The 24,073-nt window shown below is 66.1% G+C and carries 20 protein-coding genes and 1 pseudogene; 11 read left to right on the forward strand and 10 right to left on the reverse strand.

The window, feature by feature from the left end:
- Positions 1 to 6: 6 nt before the first annotated feature.
- Entirely contained in the window at positions 7 to 372 is a 366-nt protein-coding gene (locus A5724_RS24005; RefSeq protein ID WP_082965239.1) for a DUF4345 family protein, read from the reverse strand.
- A gap of 35 nt (positions 373 to 407) precedes the next feature.
- On the opposite strand from A5724_RS24005, the gene A5724_RS24010 reads away from it, so the two are divergent.
- A complete protein-coding gene (locus A5724_RS24010; RefSeq protein WP_067808281.1) occupies positions 408 to 1,169 on the forward strand; it encodes a helix-turn-helix transcriptional regulator in 762 nt (253 codons plus the stop codon).
- Here A5724_RS24010 and A5724_RS24015 read toward each other — a convergent pair.
- The 3 genes and pseudogenes from A5724_RS24015 to A5724_RS24025 all read right to left on the reverse strand — a co-directional run bounded on the left by A5724_RS24015 (position 1,126) and on the right by A5724_RS24025 (position 5,121).
- A complete protein-coding gene (locus A5724_RS24015) occupies positions 1,126 to 2,625 on the reverse strand; it encodes an NAD(P)/FAD-dependent oxidoreductase (RefSeq protein ID WP_067808283.1) in 1,500 nt (499 codons plus the stop codon). The two genes, A5724_RS24010 and A5724_RS24015, sit on opposite strands and share 44 nt — an antisense overlap.
- Positions 2,626 to 2,647: 22 nt before the next feature.
- Positions 2,648 to 4,109: pseudogene (locus tag A5724_RS24020) on the reverse strand (flavin-containing monooxygenase).
- Positions 4,110 to 4,149: 40 nt separating this feature from the next.
- A complete protein-coding gene (locus A5724_RS24025) occupies positions 4,150 to 5,121 on the reverse strand; it encodes a TIGR03617 family F420-dependent LLM class oxidoreductase (RefSeq protein ID WP_197518768.1) in 972 nt (323 codons plus the stop codon).
- A gap of 28 nt (positions 5,122 to 5,149) precedes the next feature.
- Here A5724_RS24025 and A5724_RS24030 point away from each other — a divergent pair, with 28 nt between their 5' ends.
- Positions 5,150 to 6,502 (forward strand): flavin monoamine oxidase family protein, encoded by a 1,353-nt coding sequence (locus A5724_RS24030; protein WP_067808287.1) that lies wholly within the window; start codon positions 5,150 to 5,152, stop codon positions 6,500 to 6,502.
- Here A5724_RS24030 and A5724_RS24035 read toward each other — a convergent pair.
- Entirely contained in the window at positions 6,499 to 7,995 is a 1,497-nt protein-coding gene (locus A5724_RS24035; RefSeq protein ID WP_197518766.1) for a PucR family transcriptional regulator, read from the reverse strand. The two genes, A5724_RS24030 and A5724_RS24035, sit on opposite strands and share 4 nt — an antisense overlap.
- 90 nt (positions 7,996 to 8,085) lie before the next feature.
- Between A5724_RS24035 and A5724_RS24040 the strand changes: the two genes are divergently transcribed.
- Genes A5724_RS24040 through A5724_RS24055 form a run of 4 tightly spaced genes read left to right on the forward strand, consistent with a single transcriptional unit; the run spans position 8,086 to position 12,092 of the window.
- On the forward strand, positions 8,086 to 9,006 hold the full coding sequence (locus tag A5724_RS24040) for an NAD(P)-dependent oxidoreductase (protein WP_067808290.1): 921 nt from the start codon (positions 8,086 to 8,088) through the stop codon (positions 9,004 to 9,006).
- Positions 9,003 to 9,800, forward strand: coding sequence for an SDR family NAD(P)-dependent oxidoreductase (locus A5724_RS24045; RefSeq protein ID WP_232004957.1), 798 nt, complete (start codon positions 9,003 to 9,005; stop codon positions 9,798 to 9,800). Before A5724_RS24040 ends, A5724_RS24045 begins: the two co-directional genes overlap by 4 nt.
- Before the next feature lie 23 nt (positions 9,801 to 9,823).
- On the forward strand, positions 9,824 to 11,239 hold the full coding sequence (locus A5724_RS24050) for an APC family permease (protein WP_067808372.1): 1,416 nt from the start codon (positions 9,824 to 9,826) through the stop codon (positions 11,237 to 11,239).
- Between the two features lie 46 nt (positions 11,240 to 11,285).
- Positions 11,286 to 12,092: a creatininase gene (locus A5724_RS24055; RefSeq protein ID WP_067808293.1), complete on the forward strand. Its 807-nt coding sequence runs from the start codon at positions 11,286 to 11,288 to the stop codon at positions 12,090 to 12,092.
- Here the strand turns inward: A5724_RS24055 and A5724_RS24060 are convergent, their stop codons facing one another.
- Positions 12,093 to 13,055, reverse strand: coding sequence for an alpha/beta fold hydrolase (locus tag A5724_RS24060; RefSeq protein WP_067808295.1), 963 nt, complete (start codon positions 13,053 to 13,055; stop codon positions 12,093 to 12,095).
- A gap of 88 nt (positions 13,056 to 13,143) precedes the next feature.
- On the opposite strand from A5724_RS24060, the gene A5724_RS24065 reads away from it, so the two are divergent.
- The gene (locus A5724_RS24065) at positions 13,144 to 14,118 is read left to right on the forward strand and encodes an NADPH:quinone oxidoreductase family protein (protein ID WP_067808296.1); all 975 of its coding nucleotides are present in this window, start codon (positions 13,144 to 13,146) and stop codon (positions 14,116 to 14,118) included.
- Here A5724_RS24065 and A5724_RS24070 read toward each other — a convergent pair.
- Positions 14,105 to 15,232: a glycerate kinase gene (locus A5724_RS24070; protein WP_067808303.1), complete on the reverse strand. Its 1,128-nt coding sequence runs from the start codon at positions 15,230 to 15,232 to the stop codon at positions 14,105 to 14,107. The genes A5724_RS24065 and A5724_RS24070 overlap by 14 nt on opposite strands.
- A 219-nt stretch (positions 15,233 to 15,451) precedes the next feature.
- On the opposite strand from A5724_RS24070, the gene A5724_RS24075 reads away from it, so the two are divergent.
- From A5724_RS24075 to gcl, 3 genes are read left to right on the forward strand one after another with little or no spacing between them, the layout of a single operon-like run.
- Positions 15,452 to 16,285, forward strand: coding sequence for a hydroxypyruvate isomerase family protein (locus tag A5724_RS24075; RefSeq protein ID WP_067808305.1), 834 nt, complete (start codon positions 15,452 to 15,454; stop codon positions 16,283 to 16,285).
- Positions 16,285 to 17,166: a 2-hydroxy-3-oxopropionate reductase gene (locus A5724_RS24080; protein ID WP_067808307.1), complete on the forward strand. Its 882-nt coding sequence runs from the start codon at positions 16,285 to 16,287 to the stop codon at positions 17,164 to 17,166. Before A5724_RS24075 ends, A5724_RS24080 begins: the two co-directional genes overlap by 1 nt.
- Entirely contained in the window at positions 17,166 to 18,965 is a 1,800-nt protein-coding gene (gene gcl / locus A5724_RS24085) for a glyoxylate carboligase (protein ID WP_067808309.1), read from the forward strand. Before A5724_RS24080 ends, gcl begins: the two co-directional genes overlap by 1 nt.
- 85 nt (positions 18,966 to 19,050) lie before the next feature.
- Here the strand turns inward: gcl and A5724_RS24090 are convergent, their stop codons facing one another.
- Positions 19,051 to 19,803 carry an IclR family transcriptional regulator gene (locus A5724_RS24090; RefSeq protein WP_156752428.1) on the reverse strand — a complete coding sequence of 251 codons (753 nt, stop codon included), beginning with the start codon at positions 19,801 to 19,803 and terminating at the stop codon, positions 19,051 to 19,053.
- Between the two features lie 179 nt (positions 19,804 to 19,982).
- On the opposite strand from A5724_RS24090, the gene A5724_RS24095 reads away from it, so the two are divergent.
- A complete protein-coding gene (locus A5724_RS24095) occupies positions 19,983 to 20,714 on the forward strand; it encodes a GntR family transcriptional regulator (RefSeq protein WP_067808311.1) in 732 nt (243 codons plus the stop codon).
- 31 nt (positions 20,715 to 20,745) lie between these two features.
- Here the strand turns inward: A5724_RS24095 and A5724_RS24100 are convergent, their stop codons facing one another.
- Positions 20,746 to 22,134: an OFA family MFS transporter gene (locus A5724_RS24100; protein ID WP_067808314.1), complete on the reverse strand. Its 1,389-nt coding sequence runs from the start codon at positions 22,132 to 22,134 to the stop codon at positions 20,746 to 20,748.
- 237 nt (positions 22,135 to 22,371) lie between these two features.
- Positions 22,372 to 23,649 carry a formyl-CoA transferase gene (gene frc, locus A5724_RS24105; RefSeq protein WP_067808316.1) on the reverse strand — a complete coding sequence of 426 codons (1,278 nt, stop codon included), beginning with the start codon at positions 23,647 to 23,649 and terminating at the stop codon, positions 22,372 to 22,374.
- Positions 23,650 to 24,073: the final 424 nt, after the last annotated feature.

The raw sequence follows: 24,073 nt of genomic DNA on the forward strand, positions 1-24,073 counted from the left end.
CGCCGGTTAGGTGACCCCGACCAACGCCGCCGCGGCGATCGTCTCGACCAGGAAGTAGAACCAATTCGGATAGAACGCCGTCCGGTCGCCCAACGCCGCGGCGGCGAGTCGGCCGAACGCCATGCCCGCCAACGCCGCCGCCACCGTGAGTAGGATGCCTTTCCGCACTTCACCGTCCGCGACGACGGCATACGCCAGCACCGCCGCGATCGCCAGCCCGAAACCGCCGTAGACCGCGCGCACCTCCGACCGCGACGCGGACTCCCCCAGCGTGATCCCGAACGGACGCACCAACGCGACGGGCGCGGCAAGCGCATAGAGGCCCATGCCGACGAAGAACACGGCGATGACGCCGATGACCGCGACCGTCACGGTAACCTCCTGACAAGTTGACGTAGGAGGCCAGCATGACGGCAGACGTCACCCCTGCGCTTCCACAAACCTGCTATCCGTCGGTGTGGCTGTGGCCCGGCCACGCGCTGTACGCCGGTCCGTCCCTCAACCCCTCGCCGCACTCCGGGTCGGTGTGGTGCCTGGCTGTCGGCATCGGCGGCCCGCTGACGGTCGCGACGGCGGACGGCGTCACGCGCGACGTCCGCAGCGCGCTGATCCCGCCGCGGTTGACGCACCAACTCACCTGCCACGGCACCGGTTTGGTGTCCTGCTATCTGGAACCGACATCCGAGCGCGCCGACGCGGGCCGTCATAAGTTCCGCCAGTGGCAACACCTGATCGGCGTCGGTCACGTCGACGAAGAACGCCTGCAGTTCGCCCCGGTCGACGACGACAGTGCTTCGCACTGGCTCGATTTGGCCGCACCGGCGACGCGGCGGCAGATCGATGCGCGCATCGCGCGGGCGGCGGCCAGAATTCGCGCCGAACTCTCGGCGGCGATTCCGATCGCCGACTTGGCCGCCGAGGCCGGGCTCTCGGAGTCACGGTTTCTGCACCTGTTCCGCGACGAGCTCGGCACCAGTGTGCGCCGCTATCGGCTGTGGGTCCGGTTGACGCATGCGGGCGCGGCCATCGCGGCGGGTGACAACCTCACCACGGCGGCGATGAAGGCGGGGTTCGCCAGCCCGTCGCACCTCGCAGACAGGTTCAAGTCGACGTTCGGTTTATCGGCTACCCAACTGCTCGGGACCGGTCTGCAGCTGCGGACCCGATAGCCGCCCGCCCGAACACCATCGACTCCTCGATGCGGTCGAAGCGGTGGTCGATGGCGTCGAGCACATAGTTGTGCCGCACGTGCCACGGCCGGTGCGTACTGGATTTCGGCAGCACGTGGGCGGCCCGTCGGACATAGCCCGCCTGCAGATCCCACAGCGGCTTTTCGGCCAGCGGCTTGCCGCCACGATGCGGATAGGCATGGGTGTAGCCGTGAGAGTCCATGTAGGACAACAGTTTGGCGACCGAACGCGCCGTCATATCCGCCCGCAACGTCCACGAATTGTTCGTGTACCCGATGCACCACGCCATGTTCGGCAGGTCCTCGAGCATGTGCTCCTTGTACACGAAGCGGTCAGCGGGGTCGATCTTCTCCCCGTCGACGCTGACGCTGATGCCACCGAGCGCCTGCAGTCGCAATCCGGTTGCGGTGACGATGACGTCGGCGTCGAGGCGGCGACCGGACCTCAGGACGATTCCCGCTGCATCGATGTGATCGATGTGATCGGTGACGACCTCGACCCGACCGTCGCTGATCGACTTGTACAAATCGGAATTCAAGATCACGCACATGCGCTGATCCCACGGGTTGTACAGCGGCTTGAAATGCGTGTCGACGTCGTAACCCTCTGGCAGGTTGCGGATGGCCCGCTGGCGGATCACCCACTTCATCACGCGCGGCAACTTGCGGGCGAGCAAAAACATCGACCAGAAGAACAACGCGTTGCGCCACCGGATGATCGAATGTGCGACCTTCTCCGGCAACACCTTCTGCATCACCCGGGCCATCGGTTCGATCCTCGGCATCGAGAACAGGTAAGACGGTGACCGCTGCAGCATGGTCACGTGGGCGGCCTTCGCGGCCACCGTGGGAATCATGCTGATCGCGGTGGCGCCGCTGCCGATCACCACGACCCGCTTGCCGGTGTAGTCGAGCGACTCGGGCCAATGCTGGGGATGGGCCACGACGCCACCGAAGTGCTCGATACCGGGCAGGTCCGCACTATGCGGGTGGTCGTAGTTGTAATACCCGGTGCCGAAGAACAGGAAGCGGCAGCGGTACGTCTTCTCGACGCCGTTCTGTTGCGCCCGAACCGTCCAGGTGTCGGTCTGCGAGTCCCAATCAGCCGATTCGACACAGGTGTTGAAAGCAATGTGCTCGTCGATGTGGTGTTTACGCGCCGTATCGTCGAGATACCGCCAGATGTCGGATCCGTCGGCGATGGTCTCCTCACGCCGCCACGGTTCGAACGGGAAGCTCAACGTGAAGATGTCGCTGTCGGACCGCACACCCGGATAGCGGAACAGGTCCCAGGTGCCGCCCAATCGCGGTCGCTGTTCCAGAATCGTGTACGACAGCGCCGGATTCTTCCCGTGGATGCGATACGCGGCGCCGATGCCGGAAATGCCTGCACCGACAATCAACACATCGCAGTAGGTGGGTTCGGTGGAACTCACGGGCTTACCTCCTTCGAGCCCACTAGGCCGACTTGGCCCCCTTGGCCGCCCCGGCGCAGCCGAACACCATCGACTCCTCGATGCGGTCGAAGCGGTGGTCGATGGCGTCGAGTACGTAGTTGTGCCGCACGTTCCACGGTCGGCGGGTACCGGACTTCGGTAGGGCGTGCAACGCGCGCTGCACGTAACCGGCGTTGATGTTCCACGCCGGCTTCTCTGGCATCGGCACGTCGCCGAGATGCGGATACGCATGCGTATAACCGTGAGAATCCATGTAGGACAACAGCTTCGCCACCGAACGTGCCGTGAGGTCGGCGCGCAACGTCCAGGACGCGTTGATGTAGCCGACGCACCACGCCGAGCATGTGCTCCTTGTAGACGAACCGGTCCTGCGGTTTGATCTCGGCGCCGTCGATGCTGATGGCCACCCCGCCCAGCGCCTGCAACTGCAGGCCCGTCGCGGTGACGATCACGTCGGCGTCTATGTGGCGTCCAGAGTTCAGCACGATCCCTGTGCTGTCGATGTGGTCGATGGTGTCGGTGACCACCTCGGCGCGCCCGTCGCCCACCGCCGTGTACAGGTCATTGTCCAGGATCAGACACATGCGTTGATCCCACGGGTCGTAGCGCGGCTTGAAGTGGATGTCGACCGGATAGCCTTGCGGCAGGCTCTTTTTCGCCATCGTCCGGATCAGCCACCTGCTGAACTTCGGCGCCTTGCGCGCGACGACGTAGGTCATGACGGTGAAGAATGTGTTGTACAGCCGGACGACGTGGTTGGCGGCCCGCGTCGGCAACGCCTTCCGGATGGCCTGCACCACGGGGTGGATGCGCGGCATCGACAGCATGTAGGTGGGCGAGCGCTGCAACATGGTGACGTGACCGGCTTTCTCGGTCAGTGACGGGATCATGCTGACCGCGGTGGCGCCGCTTCCAATCACCACGACACGCTTACCCGAATATTCCAGCGACTCCGGCCAGAACTGCGGGTGCACGACCTCCCCCGTGAAGGTCTGGATGCCAGGCAACTCGGGCCGGTAGGGCTCGTCGTAGTCGTAGTAGCCAGTGCCGAAGAACACGAACCGACCGCGGTAGGTTTTCGGCTCGCCGTCCTGTTCGGTCTGCACCGTCCAGGTGTCGGTAGCCGAGTCCCAGTCGGCGGAGACGACCTTGGTGTTGAACCGGATGCGCTCGGTGATGCCGTGCTTGCGGGCGGTCTCGGTCAGGTACTCCCTGATGTCGTGGCCGTCGGCGACGTTCTCCGGCCTGCGCCACGGCTCATAGGGGAAGCTGAGCGTGAAGATGTCGCTGTCGGACCGGATGCCCGGATAGCGGAACAGGTCCCAGGTGCCGCCAATACGGGCACGGCGTTCCAACACCGTGTAGGACAGCCCGGGGTTCTTCTCGTGGATGCGGTAGGCGGCACCGATTCCTGATATCCCAGCGCCGATGATCAGCACGTCTGAGTACTCGGGAGCGCTCAAGAGAACCTCCTTTGGTCCGCCCGAGTACCACCATAGGGGCTTACCTGTCGAGCGCGTCGACGATCGCGGCCAACGATTCCACCGCGATTGGTCCTGGCTGGTAGATGCAAATCCGGTCGGAGACGCCCGCGACACGGTCGCGGATGTGCGCGGCGATTTCGGCGGGGCTGCCGCAGGCGGCGACGGTGTGCAGCACGTCGTCATCGATGAGCTTGGCCATGTCCTCCCAGCGACCCTGTTTGGACAACGTGTTGAGTTCGGGTTGCAGATCGCCCCAACCGTGCGCATCCAGCACCGGCCGGTACGCCGGCGTCGACCCGTAGAAGGCCAGCAACCTGCGGGTGGCGGAGTGGTCGTCCCCGGCGGAGACGATGATCTCCGGGACGACCGCGAAGTCGGCATCGTCGCGCCGCGTGGCGGCCAGGCCCTTGCGGACGGCGGGCATTGTCGCCTCGTGCAGAAACCGCTTCGACCCGAACGGCATCACCAGCAGGCCGTCCGCGATCTCGGCGGTGGCCCGGGTCAACCGCGGGCCGAGCGCACCGACATAGATGGGCGGCGGGCCGTACGGGTTGGCGCCGGGATTGAAGGTCGGCGTCATCAACGTGTGACGGTAGTACTCGCCGCGGAAGTCGAGGCGCTCGCCGGACTGCCATGCCGCGAAGATGGCGCGCAGCGCGCGCACCAGCTCGGTCATCCTGGCGACGGGCCGGTCGAACTCCGCACCGAACCGCTTCTCGATCTGCGTGCGCACCTGCGTGCCGAGCCCGAGCGTGAACCGCCCTTTCGTCAGCAACTGCAAGTCGTTGGCTTGGTGCGCGAGGTGAATCGGGTTGCGGGGAAACGCGATCGCCACGTTGGTCATCAGGTCGAGATCCTCCACCGCCGCAGCGAGGGCGAGCGGGGTGAAGACGTCATGCGGACCCTCGAAGGTGAACACCCCGCTGGCACCGGCCTCACGAAGCGCGTGTGCGCGGGCGATCGCATCGGTTGGTCCGAACAACGCTGTCATCACCTTCACGGCGTGAGAGCCTAGTGGTGTGACCATTCCACCCAAAGCCGACGTCGTCGTGATCGGCGCCGGATTCGCGGGACTATCAGCCGCCCGCGACTTGGCACAGCTCGGGTATGACGTCGTAGTTCTCGAAGGCCGCGATCGGGTCGGGGGGCGCTCGTCGACGGCGACGATCGCGGGTGCGCCGGTCGATCTCGGCGGCACGTTCGTCGGGCCGACGCAGGACGCCGTCATCGCGTTGGCGAAGGAACTGGGCTGTGAGATGGTGCGGACCCACAGCCGCGGCAAGAACCTGATCCGCTGGCGCGGCAAGGTCAGGTCGTACCGCAGCACGACCCCGAAGCTGTCGATCATCGAACTGCTCGACGTGTCCCGGATTCAATGGCGGTTCGAGCGCGTCTCACGGCGGGTGCCGGTGCACGAGCCGTGGACGTCGTCGATCGCCGAGATTGCCGACTCGAAGACGCTCGACGAGTGGCTGCGCTATGTGCACGCGGGCGCCTCGACGCGGGATCTCATGGCGATCATGGCCCGCGCGACATGGGGCTGCGAACCGGAGGAGGTCTCGCTGCTGCACGCGATCCGCTATGTCAAGGCGGCGGGCGGACTTGGCCGCATGCTCGACGTCGAGGGCGGCGCACAGCAGGATCGCTTTCCCGCTGGCACACAACAGATTGCGCTGCGGATGGCCGAACAACTTGGCGACGCCGTTGCGCTCAATGCGGTGGTGCGCAGCATCTCCCGACGCACCGACGGCACGCTGGTCGTCGGTTCCGACCGCGGCGATGTCGCGGCCAAGGCCGTCATCGTGGCGGTGCCGCCGCAGCACAGGGCGGGCATCGCGTTCGACCCGCCACTGCCGCCGGAATACGAAAAGCTCACCGCGCATTGGCCGCAAGGCAACCTGAGCAAGGCGTACGTGGCCTATGAGACGCCGTTTTGGCGGGCCAACGGCTGCTCCGGTGAGGCGCTGTCCGACGAGGGCCCGGTGTTCATCACCTTCGACGTCAGCCCGAGCGACGCCGGACCCGGCATCCTGTTGGGCTTCACCGATGCGCGCACGTTCGATCCGTTGCCTGCCGAGCAGCGGCGCGCGAAGGCGCTGAGTGGGTTCGCCGCCCTGTTCGGTGACGCCGCCAAAAAACCCATCGACTACCTCGACCACTGTTGGGGCACCGAGGAATTCGCACCCGGTGGGCCGACCGCTGCGGTTCCGCCCGGATCGTGGACGACCTACGGACCGTGGCTGCGCAAGCCGATCGACAACATCTTCTGGGCGGGCACCGAGACCGCCGACGAGTGGACGGGCTTCCTCGACGGCGCTGTGCGGTCGGGTAAACGGGCGGCCGACGAGGCGCACCGGGCGTTGACCGGCTAGGCGTTGTCCGGCGACAGGATTCGTCGTGCGGTGACCGCGACCGCGAGGGTGATCAGCTGCTTGGGGTCGTCGAGGTCGACGTCGAGAAGTTTCGCGATCTGGTCAAGCCGGTAGTACAGCGACTGCCGTCGCATGTGCAACCGCTTGGCCGCCTCCGCCTTGTTGCCCCCGCAGGCGGCCAGCACCTCCAACGTGTGGGCCAGCTGACCGCTTTTCGCGGAATCGGTGCGCTCCAGAATGCCGATCTGGTCGTCGACGAAACGCCTTGTGGCGGCGAGGTTTCCGTGCGCGCTCAGCATGCGTTCAAGCGCCAGCGTCTGCACACTGACGACCGGGTGTTTCACGTGCAGGTCCTGGCCAAGGGCCAGCGTCTCCCTCGCCTCCGACATGGCGCGCGGTAGATCCGACGGATCACGCACCGCCCGTCCGACCGCGGCGCACAACCGCGCCTGCCGGGGCAGGGCATCGCGCGCTGCCGAACGCACCACGTGGGCGAGATTCGGTGTCGCATCGTCGATCTGACCGGCCACCAGTGCGCACAGCGTCCCCTCGACCAGTCCGAAGATCCCGTGTCCCGCTTGCCGGATGAGCCCGTCGACGATCTTGGCCGCCGACTCGACCCGACGCGGATCCACGGCGATGCACGCATACTCGTGATCCGCGGTGGCCACGCCCGCCGCCCGCATGCGCGCCTCCAACAGACGGCGCTCGACGGCCTGATTGGTGGCGAGTTGGTCGAGCAGCAGCTGCTGGGCGCGCAGAGCGCCCGCGACGTCTTGTTGCTCGCGGATCAGACACAGACCCAAAACCGTTGGTGCGCGCTCCATCACCGCCTCGATAAAAACCTCGGGTACGCCCTGCGCGCCGACGGTCAGGCGGCCCCACGCGGTGCCCTCGACGAGGACGGGGGCTTCCGAACGCGGGCCGTCGTCCGGCTCGAGACGATCGGCCGTTACGACGATTCGTCCTGCATAGTCGCTGAGCCGCGCCCAAGTTCCCAGTGCGACGCCGATGTGCTCGATCAGCTCGCGCAGCGACGCGCCGCGGGCCAGCTTCTCCGACAACGTCCGAGAAATCTCGTCGGCGTGCCGCAGGCGGGCGACGGAACGGTCGATCAGCTCGCTGTTGACCGCTTCGGCCACCTCGGTGAAGCGCAGAACCGGTTGCAGTTCGACGACCGGCAACCCGACGTCGCGGCCTTCGGCCACCATCTCGGCAGGCACCTCGGCGAACGTCCTGCCGACCTCGAAGAGCAGTCCGGCGACGCCGCTTTCGGCCAGCCGTCGCACATACAGTCGGCGGCCGACCTCGTCGACCCCGACGAGCCCGACCCCGTTGGTCAGCAGCACCTCGTCACCACGCAACAGCGGAGCGATGTCGTACAGGTCCGCGGTGTGCACCCAGCGCACGGAGTGGTCCAGCTGCTCGGCACCGCTGAGCAGCACCGGGCTGGCCGGCTGCAGCACGGGATGGCTGAGAACCTGGCGCAGCATCACAACCGACAGTATGTCCCACATAACCCGGGAAAGTTCTGACAATCCGTCCGTTGATGCACTCCGGGACGGGTCGCATGCTGATTATCCATGAGCACTCTGGTGACCGGCGGCCTCGGCTTTGTCGGGCGTCACCTGGTCAATCAACTACTGGCCGACGGCGACAAGGTCGTCAGCTACAACCGCGACTTCGCCGTCGACCCTCGCGACGGGCTGACCGTCGTGCAGGGCGAGCTGTTCGACATCCCGCGCCTCTCCGACACGCTGCGCAGGCACAGCGTCGATCGCATCATCCACACCGCGGGTCAGAGCCACCCCGGTGTGTCGATCGAGCTGCCGTGGACGACGTTCAAGGCCAACGCAGAGGGCACCCTGGCGGTCTACGAGGCGGCCCGCGCCACCGGTGTGCGCCGCATCGTGAACTTCTCCTCGGAGTGCGCCATCGGCACCGTCGACCCCACGGTCCCCGTCGATGAGACGGTCACGCCGCAACCGACGACGCCGTATGGCGTCACCAAGGTCAGCGGCGAACTGTTCGGCTCCGTGTACAACTCGCTGTACGGCATGGAGATCGTGTCGCTGCGGGTGACCGAGGTCTACGGCCCCGGGTTGTGGATGCCCAGTCTGCTCGGCGACATGATCCGCGCCGGAATCCGTGGCGAGACTTTCGAACTCGAACGGGGTGGCGATCACCCCTTCCAATTCGTCTACGTGGCCGACGTCGCCACCGCCGCCAGTCTGGCCGCCACTGCTGCGGCACCCGCGCTGGCGGTGTACCTCATCTCCGGCGACCGGCACATCACCGTCGCCGAGACGGCGCGCCTGCTCGCCGGGCGCATCCCCGGCAGCCGTTACGAGATCGGTCCCGGCTTCCTCCCCGACTGGGATCGTCTCGGCCGGTTCGATCTCTCCGCAACGACGCGAGACCTGGGCTACCGCCCCGCCTGGTCGTTGGAGCGCGGCTTGGACAGCCAGATCGCTTGGCTGCGTGCACAGGAAGCGGCCGCATGAACGAGATGGCCGGACGCATCGCCCTTGTCACCGGCGCGGCCTCCGGGATCGGATTGGCCACCGCCGAAGCGCTGGCCAAGGAAGGCGCCGACCTCGCATTGCTGTCGCGTCCCGGCGACGACCTCGACGGCGCGCGGGACCGGGTCAAGCAGCACGGCGGGCGCGTGCTCACCGTCGCCGCCGATGTCGCAGACCCGGCCGCGGTGCGCGCAGCAGTCGAACGCGTGGAATCCGAACTGGGTCCCGTCGATGCGGTGCACAACAACGCGGGGATATCGGTGGCGTGCCCGCTCACCGAAACCACCGATGACGTCTTTCGGCGGCTCGTCGACGTCAACCTGGCCGGTTCGTTCTACGTGCTGCGCGAGGCCGCCCGGGTCATGCAGGGCCGCCGCGCAGGCGCGATCGTCAACACCGCATCCGAACTGGCGATCATCGGCCAGACGGGGTACGTCGCGTACACCGCCACCAAGGGCGCGGTCCTGGCGATGACCAGAAGCGCGGCCGCCGAACTGTCGTCATGGCACATCCGGGTCAACGCGGTCTGCCCCGGCACCACCAAGACCCCGATGTTCCTGGCCGAGTTCGACGACGCCGACGATCCGGCCGCCGAGCTCGCCGACAACGCCGCGAGTGTGGCAATGAAGCGCATCGCCGAACCCGCGGAGATCGCCGAAGCGGTGGTCTTTCTGCTGTCGCAGCGCGCGGGCTACATCACCGGCACACATCTGATCGCCGACGGCGGTCGCACCGGATGCGTGCCTGCCGGCTCCATCGGCGTCGCAACGCCCTGAAACCATCCATCACGGAGACCCTCATGTCGGAAACCCGTTCTCGGCTCGAGCAACTCGGCTATTCCCAGCAACTCGAGCGCAGGCTGAACATTCCCGAAGTCGTCGGCCTGGCCATGGCCGACGTCTCCCCCACCATGGCAGTGCTGTTCTTGTCCGCCGGAGTCTTCGTGGTCGGCGGGACGTTCTCCATCGGAGCAGGCCTGCTGCTGTCCGTCGTCGTCGTGTTGATCGCCTTGTGTCTCGGTGAACTTGCCGGGATGTTCCCGATCGCCGGCGGCATGTACTCGCTTGTCCGGCGCGTCCTACCCGGGCCGCTGTCCTGGATCACGATGTTCAACTACCTCATCCAGGGCATCGTGATCCCGGCCAGCATCGCGTTGGGAATACCCGGCTACTTACGAGACCTGTTCCCGTCATTCGGAATTCCCGACACCGCCGCCGCCGTCGTGCTGTTGGCGCTGGCCACCGCCCTCGCCCTGACCAAAGTGGAGGTGGGTGCGTGGGCCACCGCCGCGATGGTGGTCGTCGAATGCGTCGTTCTCGGGATCATCACTGTCGCAGCGCTTCTGCACCCGCATCAGCCGCTGGCCCAGGTCACGTTCCACCCGACCGTGCTGAGCAACGGCGAACTGGTGGCGGTCGGCGCCGCCGTCATGTTGGCCACCCTGGCACCGGCATTCAACGTGATCAACGGCTATGACGCCGCGCTCGGCTTCTCCGAGGAACTCAAAGGCGGCGAACGCAACATCGCCAAGGCGGTGATCATCTCCGCCGTGCTCGCCTGCCTGCTGATCATGATCCCGCTGATCTCCGCCGTCGTCGCCGCACCGGATCTGAAGGAATTCTTCAACGCGCCGGCGCCGGTCATCTACTCGGTGGAGGCATCGCTCGGCGACAAGGCCAGGATCATCATCGACGTCGGGGTGATCATCGCTTTGTTCAACGCGATGTTGTCACTGCTGATGTACTTCGGCCGCGGTGTCTACACCACCGGTCGCGACGGTGTGTGGCCGCCGGCGGTGAACCGAATCCTCGGCTCGATCAACAGGTTCCGTGCGCCAGGAGCCGGTGTCATGCTGCTGGCCATCCCGGCGGCGGTGCTGATCTTCACCTCGGCGCTCAACTTCCTGATCATCTTCGCGGGCACCGTGATCGCCGCCGTGTACTTCTGCATCGGCCTGGCCGCGTTGTGGAGTCGACGCAGCATGCCGAACGAGCCACGGCCGTACAAGATGCCGCTGTGGCCGCTGCCGCCGCTCGTGGTGATCGGGTTCACCGGTATCGCGCTGGCCACCCAGGAGCGGCAATACCTGATCGCCGAGGTGGTGCTCATCTGCCTCGCGCTTTCGGCATGGTTCGGCTCGAAGAAGTGGTCGGCCCCGCAGCCCCCTACCGTCGCGACCGAAACCCAGGTCCGCGGCCTGGATCCGATCCCATGACCGAAAACAGATCACGAGAACCATTGAGCTGAAACAGGAGTTTGCTATGACAGCGCCTCGGGTGTACCGCCATATGACGTGGGAAGAAATCGCCGATGCGGCGCGCGCCGACATCCCGATCGCCATCCCGGTCGGGGCCACCGAGCAGCACGGACGTCACCTGCCTGTGTGCACCGACTGGGTGCTGCCGGAGAACGTCCTGAGCGAAGCCGGTCGCGCCCGGGACCTGGTCGTCGGCCCCTTCATCCCGTTCGGCTACCGAAGCCGGCCGGGAAGCGGTGGCGGGCAACACTTTCCGGGCACCGTCTCGCTGCGAGCAACCACGTTCATGAGCATGCTCGAAGACGTGCTCAGTGAGCTCAAACGCACCGGATTCCGCAACATCATGTTGTACAACTGGCACTACGAGAACGCCGGCTTCGTCTACGAACCGGCTTACCTTGTCTCCGAACAAAACCCGGAGCTCAAGATCGTGGTGGTCGAGGACGTCTTCCCCGAGTTCACCGCGGAACGCCAGCAGCTCATCTGGCCCGGCGAATTTCCCGGGCTGGCGCTCGAACACGCCGCCGTCATCGAGACCTCGCTGTGGATGCACTTCGACCCCTCGGCGGTGCGGCACGACCGGATGGCACCCGACCAACCGCAGCGGGTGGTCAACCATGACGTCGTCCCCATCGACACCCGCATGTCGACGGCGAGCGGATCGTTGTCGTCGCCGGTGGAGGCCACTCCCGAGAAGGGCAGGCTGCTCACCGAATGGCTCGTGGACCGACTCGTCGACGTCCTCGACGAGGAATTCCCCGCGCCGAACCGCGCGGCGGCCGACCGCAACGGTGAGCGCTCGAGAGCCTGATCAGGCGCTGCGCTGTTGCCGCACGGACTCGGCCAACATGCGCAGGTGTTTGTTGACGTCGTCGGGACGCTCGACGATGGCGCAGTGGCCGCCGGGCAACTCGACGAACGATGCCAGGTTGGGGGCCATCCTCGCGATGTGCTGCGACGAAACCATCGGCAGCAGGCGGTCTTTGGTGCTCCCGATGACCAGCGTCGGCACGGTCAGATTGGTCATGCCGATGTGCTCGGGGCCCAGCGCGTCGACCAGCGTGCGGGCCCAGCCGCCACGCCCCGCGGGCGGTGTCGACGTGAACAACTCGTAGATGAAATCGACGACCGAGGGATCGGCGTCGCGACCCACCGCGATGGTCGAGACAAACCGCCTGCTCGGCCGGTCCACCGCGCGCAGAAGCGGTGCGGCCCCGAATGTTTTGAGCAGGGTGCCGGCGGCACGCACCCGCGCCTGCGCCAACGGCGCTGGCACACCCAGCAGCTTCACATTGCGCAGCAGGTCGCCGGTGGTGGTGTTGATCAGGGCGACGGCGTCCGCGCGCTGCGTCACCCGATCGGGGAACCGGTCGGCCCACGCCGTGATCGCGATGCCACCCATGGAGTGGCCGGCGATGACTGCCCGCTCGCCCGGCGACACCGTCGCCGCCAGCACGGCATCCAGGTCGGCGGCCAGGATGTCGAGGCTGTACCGGGTGTGCCGCGGCGGCACCGCGCTCTTACCGTGGCCGCGGTGGTCGAATGCGATGACGCGGTAATCCCGCGATAAGTCTGCGATCTGGTAGGCCCACACGCGCAGGGCACATGTGATGCCGTGCGCGAACACGATCGGATAACCGTCTTCCGGCCCGAAGACTTCGGTGTGCAGACGGATGCCGTCCTCGGACCGAACGGCAACGACGCGGCCTTTGGGCAATGCCTCGGCCGCGGCGAATTTTCTGGCCGGCGAACCGGCCCGCTGGCCACGTCCCATACGTGCTCCCATCGAGTTCGGCAACGCTGCCGTCAATACCAGCCTACCGGTCGGTTGGGCGCACACGGCGCAGGAGTTAAATAGTGCGATGCGTGCGATTCAGATTGCCAGCCTCGACGGACCACAAGCCGCGAAGGTCGTCGAGATCGACGAACCGGGCGCCGGCGACGGCGACGTCCTGATCGATGTTCACGCCGCCGGTGTGGCGTTTCCAGATGCCCTGCAGTCGCGGGGCCTCTATCAATACAAGCCGCAGATGCCGTACACGCCGGGCGCAGAGATCGCCGGGGTGGTGCGCAGTGCGCCCGCCGACGCGCACGTCGCTGCGGGCGATCGAGTCGCCGGGTTGACGATGCTGTGTGGCGCGATGGCGGAAGTGGTTGCGCTGCAAGCGGATCGGGTGTTCAAGCTGCCGGATTCAGTGTCGTTCGAGGCTGGCGCCGGTCTGTTGTTCAACGACCTGACAATGCATCATGCGCTGCGCACGCGCGGCCGTCTCGCCGAAGGTGAGACGGTGCTGGTGCACGGTGCCGCGGGCGGCATCGGGACGTCGACGTTGCGACTGGCGCCGGCGTGGGGTGCGGCGCGCACCATCGCGGTGGTCAGCACCGAGGACAAGATTGCGGTGGCCAAGGCGGCGGGGGCGTCCGATGTCGTGCTGGCCGACGGGTTCAAGGACGCGGTCAAGGAGTTGACTGGCGGGCGGGGCGTGGACATCGTCGTCGATCCTGTCGGCGGTGATCGGTTCACCGACTCCCTGCGTTCCCTCGCTCCCGGTGGCAGGCTGCTGGTCATCGGGTTCACCGGCGGCGACATTCCGACGGTCAAGGTGAACCGACTGCTCCTGAACAACGTCGACGCGGTCGGTGTCGGGTGGGGCGCCTGGAGCCTGACCCATCCCGGCTATCTGCACGAGCAGTGGGCAGAGCTCGAGCCGCTGCTGGCGTCGGGCAGGGTGTCTGCCCCAGAGCCGATCGTCTACCCGCTGGACAGGGCCGCCGACGCGATCGCCTCGCTCGAGGACAGAACCGCGAAAGGCAAGGTCGTCGTCAAGGTGCGGTGAGCGACCGGCCGAGCTGCTCGCCCACCGCGGTCAGCAGTTCGGCGGCCCGCGCCATCGACTGTGCCTGATCCGGTTCCAGGTCGCTGAGCGCGTAGACGCCCGCGAACCCCGCCCCAATCGCCTCGTCGGCCGTCAACGCCGACACGCCCGCTACGGCGAACGTCGGAACCCGGTGCGCGGCGGCGCGCCGGCACACGCCGACTGCGGCCTTGCCGCGCAACGACTGCCGATCGAGTGAGCCCTCGCCAGTGACGACCGCGCGCGCCCCCGACAGCTGCCGATCGAGCTCGATGCGGTCGATAATCACGTCGATGCCGGGCTGCATTTTCGCGCGCAACACGGCCAGCGCGGCGAAGCCGACGCCACCTGCCGCACCGGCGCCAGCGGCGGAGCTGTAAACCGATCCCGTCTCACGCTCCACCACCTCGGCCCAGCGGCGAAGCGAGCGGTCGAGCTCCTCGACCTGTTCTGCGGTGGCGCCCTTCTGCGGGGCGTACACGCTGGCCGCACCCAGCGGACCGCAGAGTGGATTGTCCACGTCACTGGCGAGAGTGAATGTGGCAGAGGCGATCCCGGGATGCAGTCCGGTCAGATCGAGCGTTTCCGCGTCACCGATGCCCTGCCCGGACGGGTCGATCCGCTCGCCGTTGCGATCACGCGCGATGGCGCCGAGTGCGGCGAGCAAGCCTGCTCCGCCGTCGGTGCTGGCGCTGCCCCCGACGCCGATGATGATGTCGCGGCAGCCGTGCTCGAGGGCTTGGGCCACCACCGCACCGAGACCGTAGCTGGAGGCCGTCATCGGAGCCCTTTCCCCGCCTGGAAGTCGTTGCAGGCCACAGATTTCGGCCATCTCCACGACGGCGGTGCCGCCGCTGCGGGCGTATGCCGTTTGCACCACCTGCCCGGTCGGCCCCTTGCCGTAGACGGCAACTCGCTCAAAGCCCGCCGCGAGCACCGTGTCCAGCGTTCCGTCGCCGCCGTCGGCGACCGGGCGAAGCACCGTCACCAGGGCGGGGTCGCTGCGTTTGAGTCCCGCCGAGAGGGCTTCGGCCGCCTCCGCGGCCGTCAACGAGCCCTTGAATTTGTCGGGCGCGATCACGACATGGCCAGTCACTGAACACCCCTCCGTCTCGAACCAGCAAACAATTCCGCGATCCGGAATTGTTATTCCGGAGTTATACCGTCGCACGTTCTAGGCGCCGACGTCAACGCTTTCAGGCCGTTCAGAGGCGTTACCAGCGGTCCGCCCTTGACAATACGACCGGCGGCAGCGTTCACTATTTTGCATTGTGAGTGTTTAATTCCGTATTGCGGAATACGAAAGGAACGCGGAATGACGGCCTATACGGTCAACTGCTCGATCCTGCTGACCGATCTGCCACTGCTGGATCGGCCGCGCGCAGCCCGTAACGCGGGCTTCGAGGCGGTCGAGTTCTGGTGGCCGTTCGACACCCCGACCCCGGCCGACGCCGACGTCGATGCGTTCGTCCGCGCCATCCAGGACGCGGGTGTCCAGTTGACCGGGCTCAACTTCGCCGCCGGTGACATGCCCGCAGGCGACCGCGGCATCCTGTCCAACCCGGCCTTGACGCAGGACTTCCGCGACAACGTCGAGATCGCCGTCGGCATCGCCGAAACCCTCGGCACGCGTGCCTTCAATGCGCTGTACGGCAATCGCATCGACGAGCACTCGCCGGAGACCCAGGATGACGTCGCCGTCGGCAACCTCGGCTACGCCGCCCGTGCGGCAGATCGCATCGGCGCCACGGTGCTGATCGAACCCGTCAGCGGGGCACCGAAGTACCCGCTTCTGACGGCGGCCGACGCCATCGGCGTGATCGACCGGGTGCACGACGAACATGGCGCAGAGAACCTGCGACTGCTCGCCGACTTCTACCACCTTCACGTCAACGGCGACGACATCACCGCCGCAATCACCAAGTACGGCAGCAGGATCGGCCACGTACAGATCGCCGACGCCCCCGGCCGCGGTGAGCCGGGCACCGGCGAGATCCCGATCCGCACCTACCTCGAGCAACTGGCCGCAGAGGGCTACGAGGGATACGTCGGCCTTGAGTACAAGGCGACCAAACCGGACACCTTCGAATGGCTGCCGCGCGAAGACCGCGTCGCGACCCTGGAATCACAAGCAGAAACGAGGATCTAATGAGCACCATCGCTTTCATCGGACTTGGCATCATGGGCAGCCCGATGGCGGCCCACTTGGTCAAGGCGGGCCACACCGTCGTCGGCGTCGACACCACACCGGAACGCACCGCGGCGCTGGTCGAGGCCGGCGGTAGCGCAGCCGAAACCATCGAGCAGGCCGTCAAAGGCGCCGACGTGGTGGCCGTGATGGTGCCCGACTCCCCGCAGGTGCAGGCCGTGCTGCTGGGTGACGACGGCGTTTTCGCGCACGCTCAGCCCGGCACGCTGGTGATCGACTTTTCGTCGATCCGGCCCGACATCACCGCCGAATTCGCCAAGATCGGCATCGAGCGCGGCCTGCGCATCCTCGACGCGCCGGTGTCCGGCGGCGAACCGGGCGCGAAGAACGCCACGCTGTCGATCATGGTCGGCGGCTCCGAGGAGGACTTCGCAGCGGCCAAGCCGATTCTGGACACAGTTGGCAAGACCATCGTGCACGTCGGCACCAACGGGGCGGGCCAGACCGTCAAGGCGGCCAACCAGTTGATCGTCGCGGGCAACATCGAGTTGCTCGCCGAGGCGATCACCTTCTTGAAGGCCTACGACGTCGACATCGAAGCCGCCGTCAAGGTGCTCGGTGGCGGGCTGGCCGGTTCGGCCGTGCTCGACCAGAAGGCGGCGAAGATGCTGGAGCGCAACTTCGACCCCGGCTTCCGGATCGCGTTGCACCACAAAGATATGGGCATCGTGACCGCCGCGGCACGCGAGGCCGGTGTGGTCACCCCGCTGGGCTCCCTGGTCGCGCAGCTGATGGCTTCCGCAATGGCCAACGGCGACGGCGGGCTCGACCATTCCGCGCTGCTGCTGGGTGTCGAGCGGCTCTCCGGCAAGGAGATCTGATGGCGCGGATGCGAACGGTCGACGCCGCGGTCCGGATCCTCGAGATCGAGGGCGCCACACAAGCATTCGGACTCCCCGGCGCGGCGATCAACCCGTTCTACTCGGCGATGCGGGCGCACGGCGGAATCAAGCACGTGCTGGCCCGCCACGTCGAAGCCGCCAGCCACATGGCTGAGGGCTTCACGCGCGCCGCCGCGGGAAACATCGGCGTGTGCATCGGCACGTCGGGTCCTGCGGGCACCGACATGATCACCGGGTTGTATTCCGCGTCGGCGGACTCCATTCCGATCCTCGCGATTACCGGGCAGGCACCGGTGAACAAGCTCCACAAAGAGGATTTCCAGGCCGTCGACATCGCTTCGATCGCCGCACCGGTGACCAAAATGGCGATGACGGTCCTCGAACCTGGCCAAGTGCCAGGTGCATTCGCGCAGGCGTTTCATCTGATGCGGTCGGGACGGCCGGGGCCGGTGCTCATCGATCTGCCGATCGACGTCCAACTGGCGGAGATCGACTTCGACCCCGAGGCGTATGAGCCCTTGCCGGTCTACAAGCCTGCGGCGTCGCGCGCGCAGGCCGAGAAGGCCATCGACATGCTGGTGTCAGCCGAGCGTCCGCTGCTCATCTCGGGTGGCGGCGTCATCAACGCCGACGCGTCGGGTCTGCTGGTCGAACTCGCCGAGATCCTCAATGTGCCCGTGGTGCCGACGCTGATGGGCTGGGGCACCATTCCCGACGACCACCGGTTGGCGGCGGGCATGGTCGGACTCCAGACGTCGCAGCGTTACGGCAACGCGACGATGCTGGCCTCGGACTTCGTGCTGGGCATCGGCAACCGGTGGGCGAACCGGCACACCGGCGGGCTGGAGACCTACCGTCGCGGCAGGCGTTTCGTCCACGTCGACATCGAACCGACACAGATCGGCCGGGTCTTCGCCCCTGACTTCGGGATCGTCTCGGACGCGAAGGCGGCGTTGGAGCAGTTCGTGGCCGTCGCCAAGGACCGACGCGCGGCAGGCACGCTGCCCGACTGGAGCGCGTGGGTCGACGAATGCGGGCAGCGCAAGCGCACTATGCACCGCAAGACTCACTTCGACGATGTGCCGATCAAGCCGCAACGGGTCTACGAGGAGATGAACCGCGCCTTCGGCCGCGACGTCCGCTACGTCACCGCGATCGGACTCTCGCAGATCGCAGGCGGTCAGTTCCTGCAGGTGTTCGGCCCGCGGAACTGGATCAACTGCGGGCAGGCAGGGCCGCTCGGGTGGACGGTGCCCGCCGCGTTGGGTGTCGTCGCCGCGGATCCGACTGCCAGCGTGGTCGGGTTGTCGGGTGACTACGACTTCCAGTTCCTGATCGAGGAGTTGGCGGTCGGCGCGCAGTTCAACCTGCCGTACGTCCATGTGGTGGTCAACAACTCGTACCTGGGCCTGATCCGGCAGGCGCAGCGCGGCTTCGACATGAACTACCACGTGTCCCTGGGCTTCGACAACATCAATGCGCAGGAAAGTGACGACAGCACCGTCCCGAAAGGCTACGGCGTCGACCACCTGCGCGTGGCGGAAGGCCTGGGCTGCAAAGCAATTCAGGTCTCCGAGCCATCCGACATCGGTCCGGCACTGAAACGGGCTCAGCAGTTGGCCCAGGAGCACAAGGTGCCGGTGGTGGTCGAGATCTTCCTCGAGAAGATCACCAACATCGCGATGGGCACCGAAATCGACAACATCACCGAGTTCAACGATCTCGCCGAGACACTGGAGGAGGCGCCGACCGCCGCGGCGCTGCTCCTGGTGGACTAGTACCTTGTTGCGCGAAATGCACGTTTTGTAGAGGCCTTCTCGAAGTTCCGCTACAAAACGTGCATTTCGGCGTTTCTCGGCGCTTCTAGACCGTGGTCTCGCGGTCGAACTCCGAAGCGATATCGCGCGCAACGCGTTTCAGCAGCGGAGCCACCTTGGTCGCCGACTTCAGGGTCAGGCGGGTCGCGGGACCGGAGATGGAGATCGCGGTCAGGGTGGGAGCGTCGGGCACCGGCACCGCGAAACACCGCACGCCGATCTCCTGCTCACCCTCGTCGATGGCGTAGCCGCGCGCCCTGCTCAATTCGATGTCCCGGATCAGCGCCTCCGGGGTGGTATACGAGTTCTCGTTGGAGGCCGGCATCCCGGCCCGCTTGAGCAGCGCCTCCACGCTGTCGTTGGGCAACTGCATGAGCAGCGCCTTGCCCACCCCGGTGCAGTGCAGATGCACGCGGCGGCCCACTTCTGTGAACATCCGCATCGCGTGGGGGGACGGCACCTGCGCGACGTAGACCGCCATGTCGTTGTCCAGCGCGGCCATGTTGGCGCTCTCGCCCGTACGCTCCACGAGTTCGGTGAGGTGCGGGCGCGACCACGCGCCGACGAGTTGAGCGGCGCTTTCCCCCAACCGAATCAGCTTGGGTCCCAGCGCATATCGACGATTCTCCAGCTGTCGCACGTAGCCCATCGCGAGCAGCGTCCTGACCAGGCGGTGGATTGTCGGTTGGGGCAGCTCGGCGCGGGTGGCCAGCTCACCCAGCGCGATGCTGCCGCCGGCGCTTGCCATGATCTCCAGCAGCTCGAAGGCGCGCTCGACCGATTGGACACCGTCCGCCACGGCAAACCTCCAGATCGTCGAATCAGCAGCGCTCCGCTTGATGACTAGCTTATTCCGTATTACGAAACAACCGAAGTACTGGGCGCGCGTGTGCCACACCTCTCAGCGGGCGTGTCCGCTGATTGCATCCTGACGACTGTATGCTGAGGGCACCCTGCCGCAAACCAGAAGGGCAGTCCATGACCCACCCAGTAACCCCCACGGCCACCGGCCTCCTTTCAGGCGGCGCGACGCGGAAACGGGCGCCGGTTGTCGAGCGCCCCGCACCGCTGCGCGAGGCGGTCTTCGAGGCTCTTGTCGAGATGATCATCACTCGCGAGTTGGAGCCCGGACAGCACTTGGTCGAGAAGGATCTGGCTGATGCCCTCGGGGTCAGCAGGCAGCCGGTCCGAGAAGCATTGCAGCGCATGCACACTGAAGGTTGGGTGGACCTGCGCCCCGCGCTCGGCGCATATGTTCACATCCCCACTGAGTCGGAGGCAGATCAGCTTCTTGCCGCACGCAGCCTTCTCGAGGCGGAGTCGGCGAAGCTGGCCGCCGAGCACGCTACGCCCGACCAGATCGAGCACCTCTACGAGCTGCAACGCATCGGCGAGGAAGCGCTCGCCGTCGACGACGAGGAAGTGCTCGTCTCCGCCAACGCGAAGCTGCACACCCACATCGTGACGATGTCGGCCAACAAAGTGCTCGCCGATCTACGGGCATCGGTCGAGCACCGCGTGCGGTGGTACTACCTGCCCATCGCCCAGGTGCGGTCGAAAGCCGCCTGGGAGGAGCACGCCGAGTTGATCGACGCGATCGCCAAGCGCGACGCCGGACGGGCCTGCGCCCTGATGCGGCTGCACACCGAGCGCACCAGGGAGATCTACCAGGAACAGCGACGCCAAGAAGCGGCCAAGGGGAACGACTGATCGTTCGCCCTTGGCCGCCTTTCGACTTCGGTCAGTCGGCCATCGTTGGTGTCAGCGACTTCTCGGCAGCCGATGAGCTCGGCCGCGCCGCAGGTACTCGGTCATGACCCGGCTGACGCAACAAGCATGCCAGTCCGGCCGATACCAAGGCGCTCGCCGCGGCAATCCAATAGGCGCCGGTGTAACCCCACGCGTCAATGACGCTGGCGCCCACGCCGATTCCGACGATCGAGCCCAACAGCTTGGAGCTGTACACCAGACCGTAGTTGCTGGCGTTGTTGTTCTCACCGAAGTAGTCAGGCGTAAGCGAGGCGAACATCGGGTAGAACGCGCCACCGCCGAAGCCGACCAGGAAGGCGAATGCCAGGAACGCGATCTCACTGTGGGCTTTGCCGGCGTACAGCAGACCGACCAGGGACAGTGCCTCGATCAACAGCACCACGAGCAGCGTCTGCTTGCGCCCGAATTTGTCTGACAGCCAACCAGTCACGGTGCGCCCCGTGCCGTTGATAACGGACAACACACCGGCCGACGATGCAGCGATCAGTGGGCCGAAGCCGAGGTCCTTGGCGAAGGGCACCATGTAGCTGATGCCGAAAAGCGAGACACCGGCACTGATTCCGAGTGACAGCCACATCAGCGGCAACATGCCGGTCTTGATGGCCTCCATCGGCGTGTACTGCCGCACTGCAGGCGGATTCTTCTTCAAGCTGTCCGCGCCGGACTTGCTGTTCGCCCACTGCAGCGGGTCGATCTCCGACGGCCACCAGTTCTTCGGCGGGTCGCGGAAGAGCCAGCCGCACACGGCGCAGACGATCAGCATGTAGGCGGCCACCAGGTCGAGCACCCACACGTACGTGTTGGGGTGAAGTGCATAGCTGAAGATGAAGATGAACGGCACCGCGCCGTAGGCGAATCCACCGTTGACGAACCCGGTCTTGCCGCCACGCCGTTCCGGATACCACTTGCCGACGAGGTTGATGCAAGTGGCATAGACGAGGCCCGCGCCGATGCCGCCACATACCGCGAAGCCGAGGTAAGCCAGCACCAGGTTGCCCTGGGTGATGCTGACGAAACCGAGGGCCGAGAGAACCGCGCCGATGAGCATCGCGGCCCGGGCCGAAAGAATGCCCTTCTCGCGCAGCTTTCCGGCGGGGAAGGCGATGGCAGCTTGGAAGAACGCCCAGATCGACAGCAGCCAGAACGTTTCGCCCATGCTCCAGTGATGGGCTTCTCGGATGGCCTTCGCCGCGGCACCGTAGCCGTACTCGTACACGCTGACGGCAATCATGGCGGCCCAGGGCAGCCAGACCATCCACGCACGGGACCTGCCGAGCAGTTCCTGGTCGGTCTCCCCGACGCGGTACACCCGGCCGTTCGCGTCGGTGACCTCGCGATAACTTGCGAAAGTTGACGACATGCTTGATTCTCTTTCTACGAATGGTTGAAGGCTCGCGCATCGAGGGGCGTCGCGTGGCGTTTTCGCGACAGAAGTCTCCAGCGCTTGCTTGGCTTCACTCGGGTGGCAGCCCTGTGAAGCAATTGCGTACCGCCGCAGCGTTTTTCGTGGGCACGCGGTTCTTGACGTCGGCGGCGCAAGCGCCGCCGCCCGGTTTATGGCATGACGGTTTTGTCCTTTCGTCGCAGAGCCAATGACTCAGATGACGCCGGCGTTCCTGAACAGTTCGAGCTGTTCGGGCGTGTAGCCGAGCTCCGTGCAGATCTCGTCGGTGTGCTCACCGAGCAATGGCGAGCGGACGATGTCGACCGGCGAATCCGACAACCGGAGCGGAGAGCCGACGGTCTTGAACGCGCCACGCTGCGGGTGCTCGACCGCGACGATCGCCCCGAGTTCGTTCAGCGTTTCGTCCTCGATCAGTTCCTTGGTGGAAAGCACCGGCCCGCAGGGGATGTTGATCGCGTTGAGCGCCTCGAGCGCCTCCCATTTGCTGTGCCGCTCCGACCAGTCCTCGATCAGCGCGAAGACCTTGTCGAGTTTGGGAAGCCGGTCCTCAGGCCGCGCCCAGTCCGGATGGTCGGACAGGTCGGGCCTGCCGATCAGCTCGGCCAGCGGCGCCCAGCCCTGCGGCTGCACGATCACATAGATGTAGTCGTTGGGTCCGCCGCCCCTGGTCTTGACCGCCCACCCCGGCTGGCCGCCGCCCGAGGCGTTGCCCGATCGGGGCACCTCGTCCCCGAAGCTCTGATTCGGGTACTCGAGAAGCGGCCCGCTGGTCAGCCGCTGTTGGTCTCGCAGCTTGACCCGGCACAGGTTCAGCACCGCCTCCTGCATCGCTACCTCAACGCGCTGCCCCCGACCGGTGTTCGTTCGCTGGTAGAGCGCGGCCAGAATGCCTGACACCAGATGGATTCCGGTGCCGGAGTCGCCGATCTGCGCACCGGTCGCCACAGGCGGGCCGTCCTCGAAACCCGTTGTGGCCATCGAGCCACCCATCGCCTGGGCGATCACCTCGTAGGCCTTGTAATCGAAGTATTTACCGGGACCGAAGCCCTTGATGGACGCGTAGATCAGGCGTGGGTTGATTTCACGCAGTCGTTCCCAGGTGAAGCCGAACCGGTCGACGACGCCGGGGCCGAAGTTCTCCACGAGGATGTCGACTCGAGACACCAGATCGGTGAAGATCTGCTTGCCCTCCGCCGACTTCATGTTCAACGTGATGCTGCGCTTGTTGCAGTTGAGCATCGTGAAGTAAAGGCTGTCCGCGCCGGGGACGTCGCGGAGTTGGCTGCGCGTGACGTCACCGGTGCCGGGCGCTTCTAGCTTGATGACGTCTGCGCCCAGCCAGCCGAGCAGTTGGGTGGCCGACGGGCCCGACTGCACGTGCGTCATGTCGAGCACTCGGACGCCAGAGAGCGCCTTGCCTGTCGGCGGATCCGATTCCACCTCGTCGCTGACCGGAGGGACCTGAACCATATTCGGAGACTTCCTAACTCGAGCCGGTTTGCTTTCTCAGGACGAGAAGCTGAGCCACAAGATTGCATACCGTATGAGGTAGACAACAGTGTGGTGGACGCAACACCGGTTGTCCAGCGATCAATCAGTACTCACAGACTTTCCTGTCAGGAAGCTGAAAACCCGCTTGCATGAAGCAGATCCACAGGAAATTCGACTGCCGCGCTGCACCGCGCCGCGGCACCTCCCCTCGCCTATCCGGGCGAAGATGGCCAGTCGGGGCGCGATTCGTTAAAACACTGTCCCCCAATGGTTTACGCGATATTTGGCGAGAAACGATTGAGCCGGTGACGCGGTCCGGCAGCCGTGGCGAGAGCCCGCTGGCAGCGCCGAATCGGGCGGAGACTACGCGTTTGCTGGGGCCTAGGGAAGTACCACCAGGAAG

Source organism: Mycobacterium sp. ACS1612, assembly GCF_001667505.1.
Taxonomy (GTDB): domain Bacteria; phylum Actinomycetota; class Actinomycetes; order Mycobacteriales; family Mycobacteriaceae; genus Mycobacterium.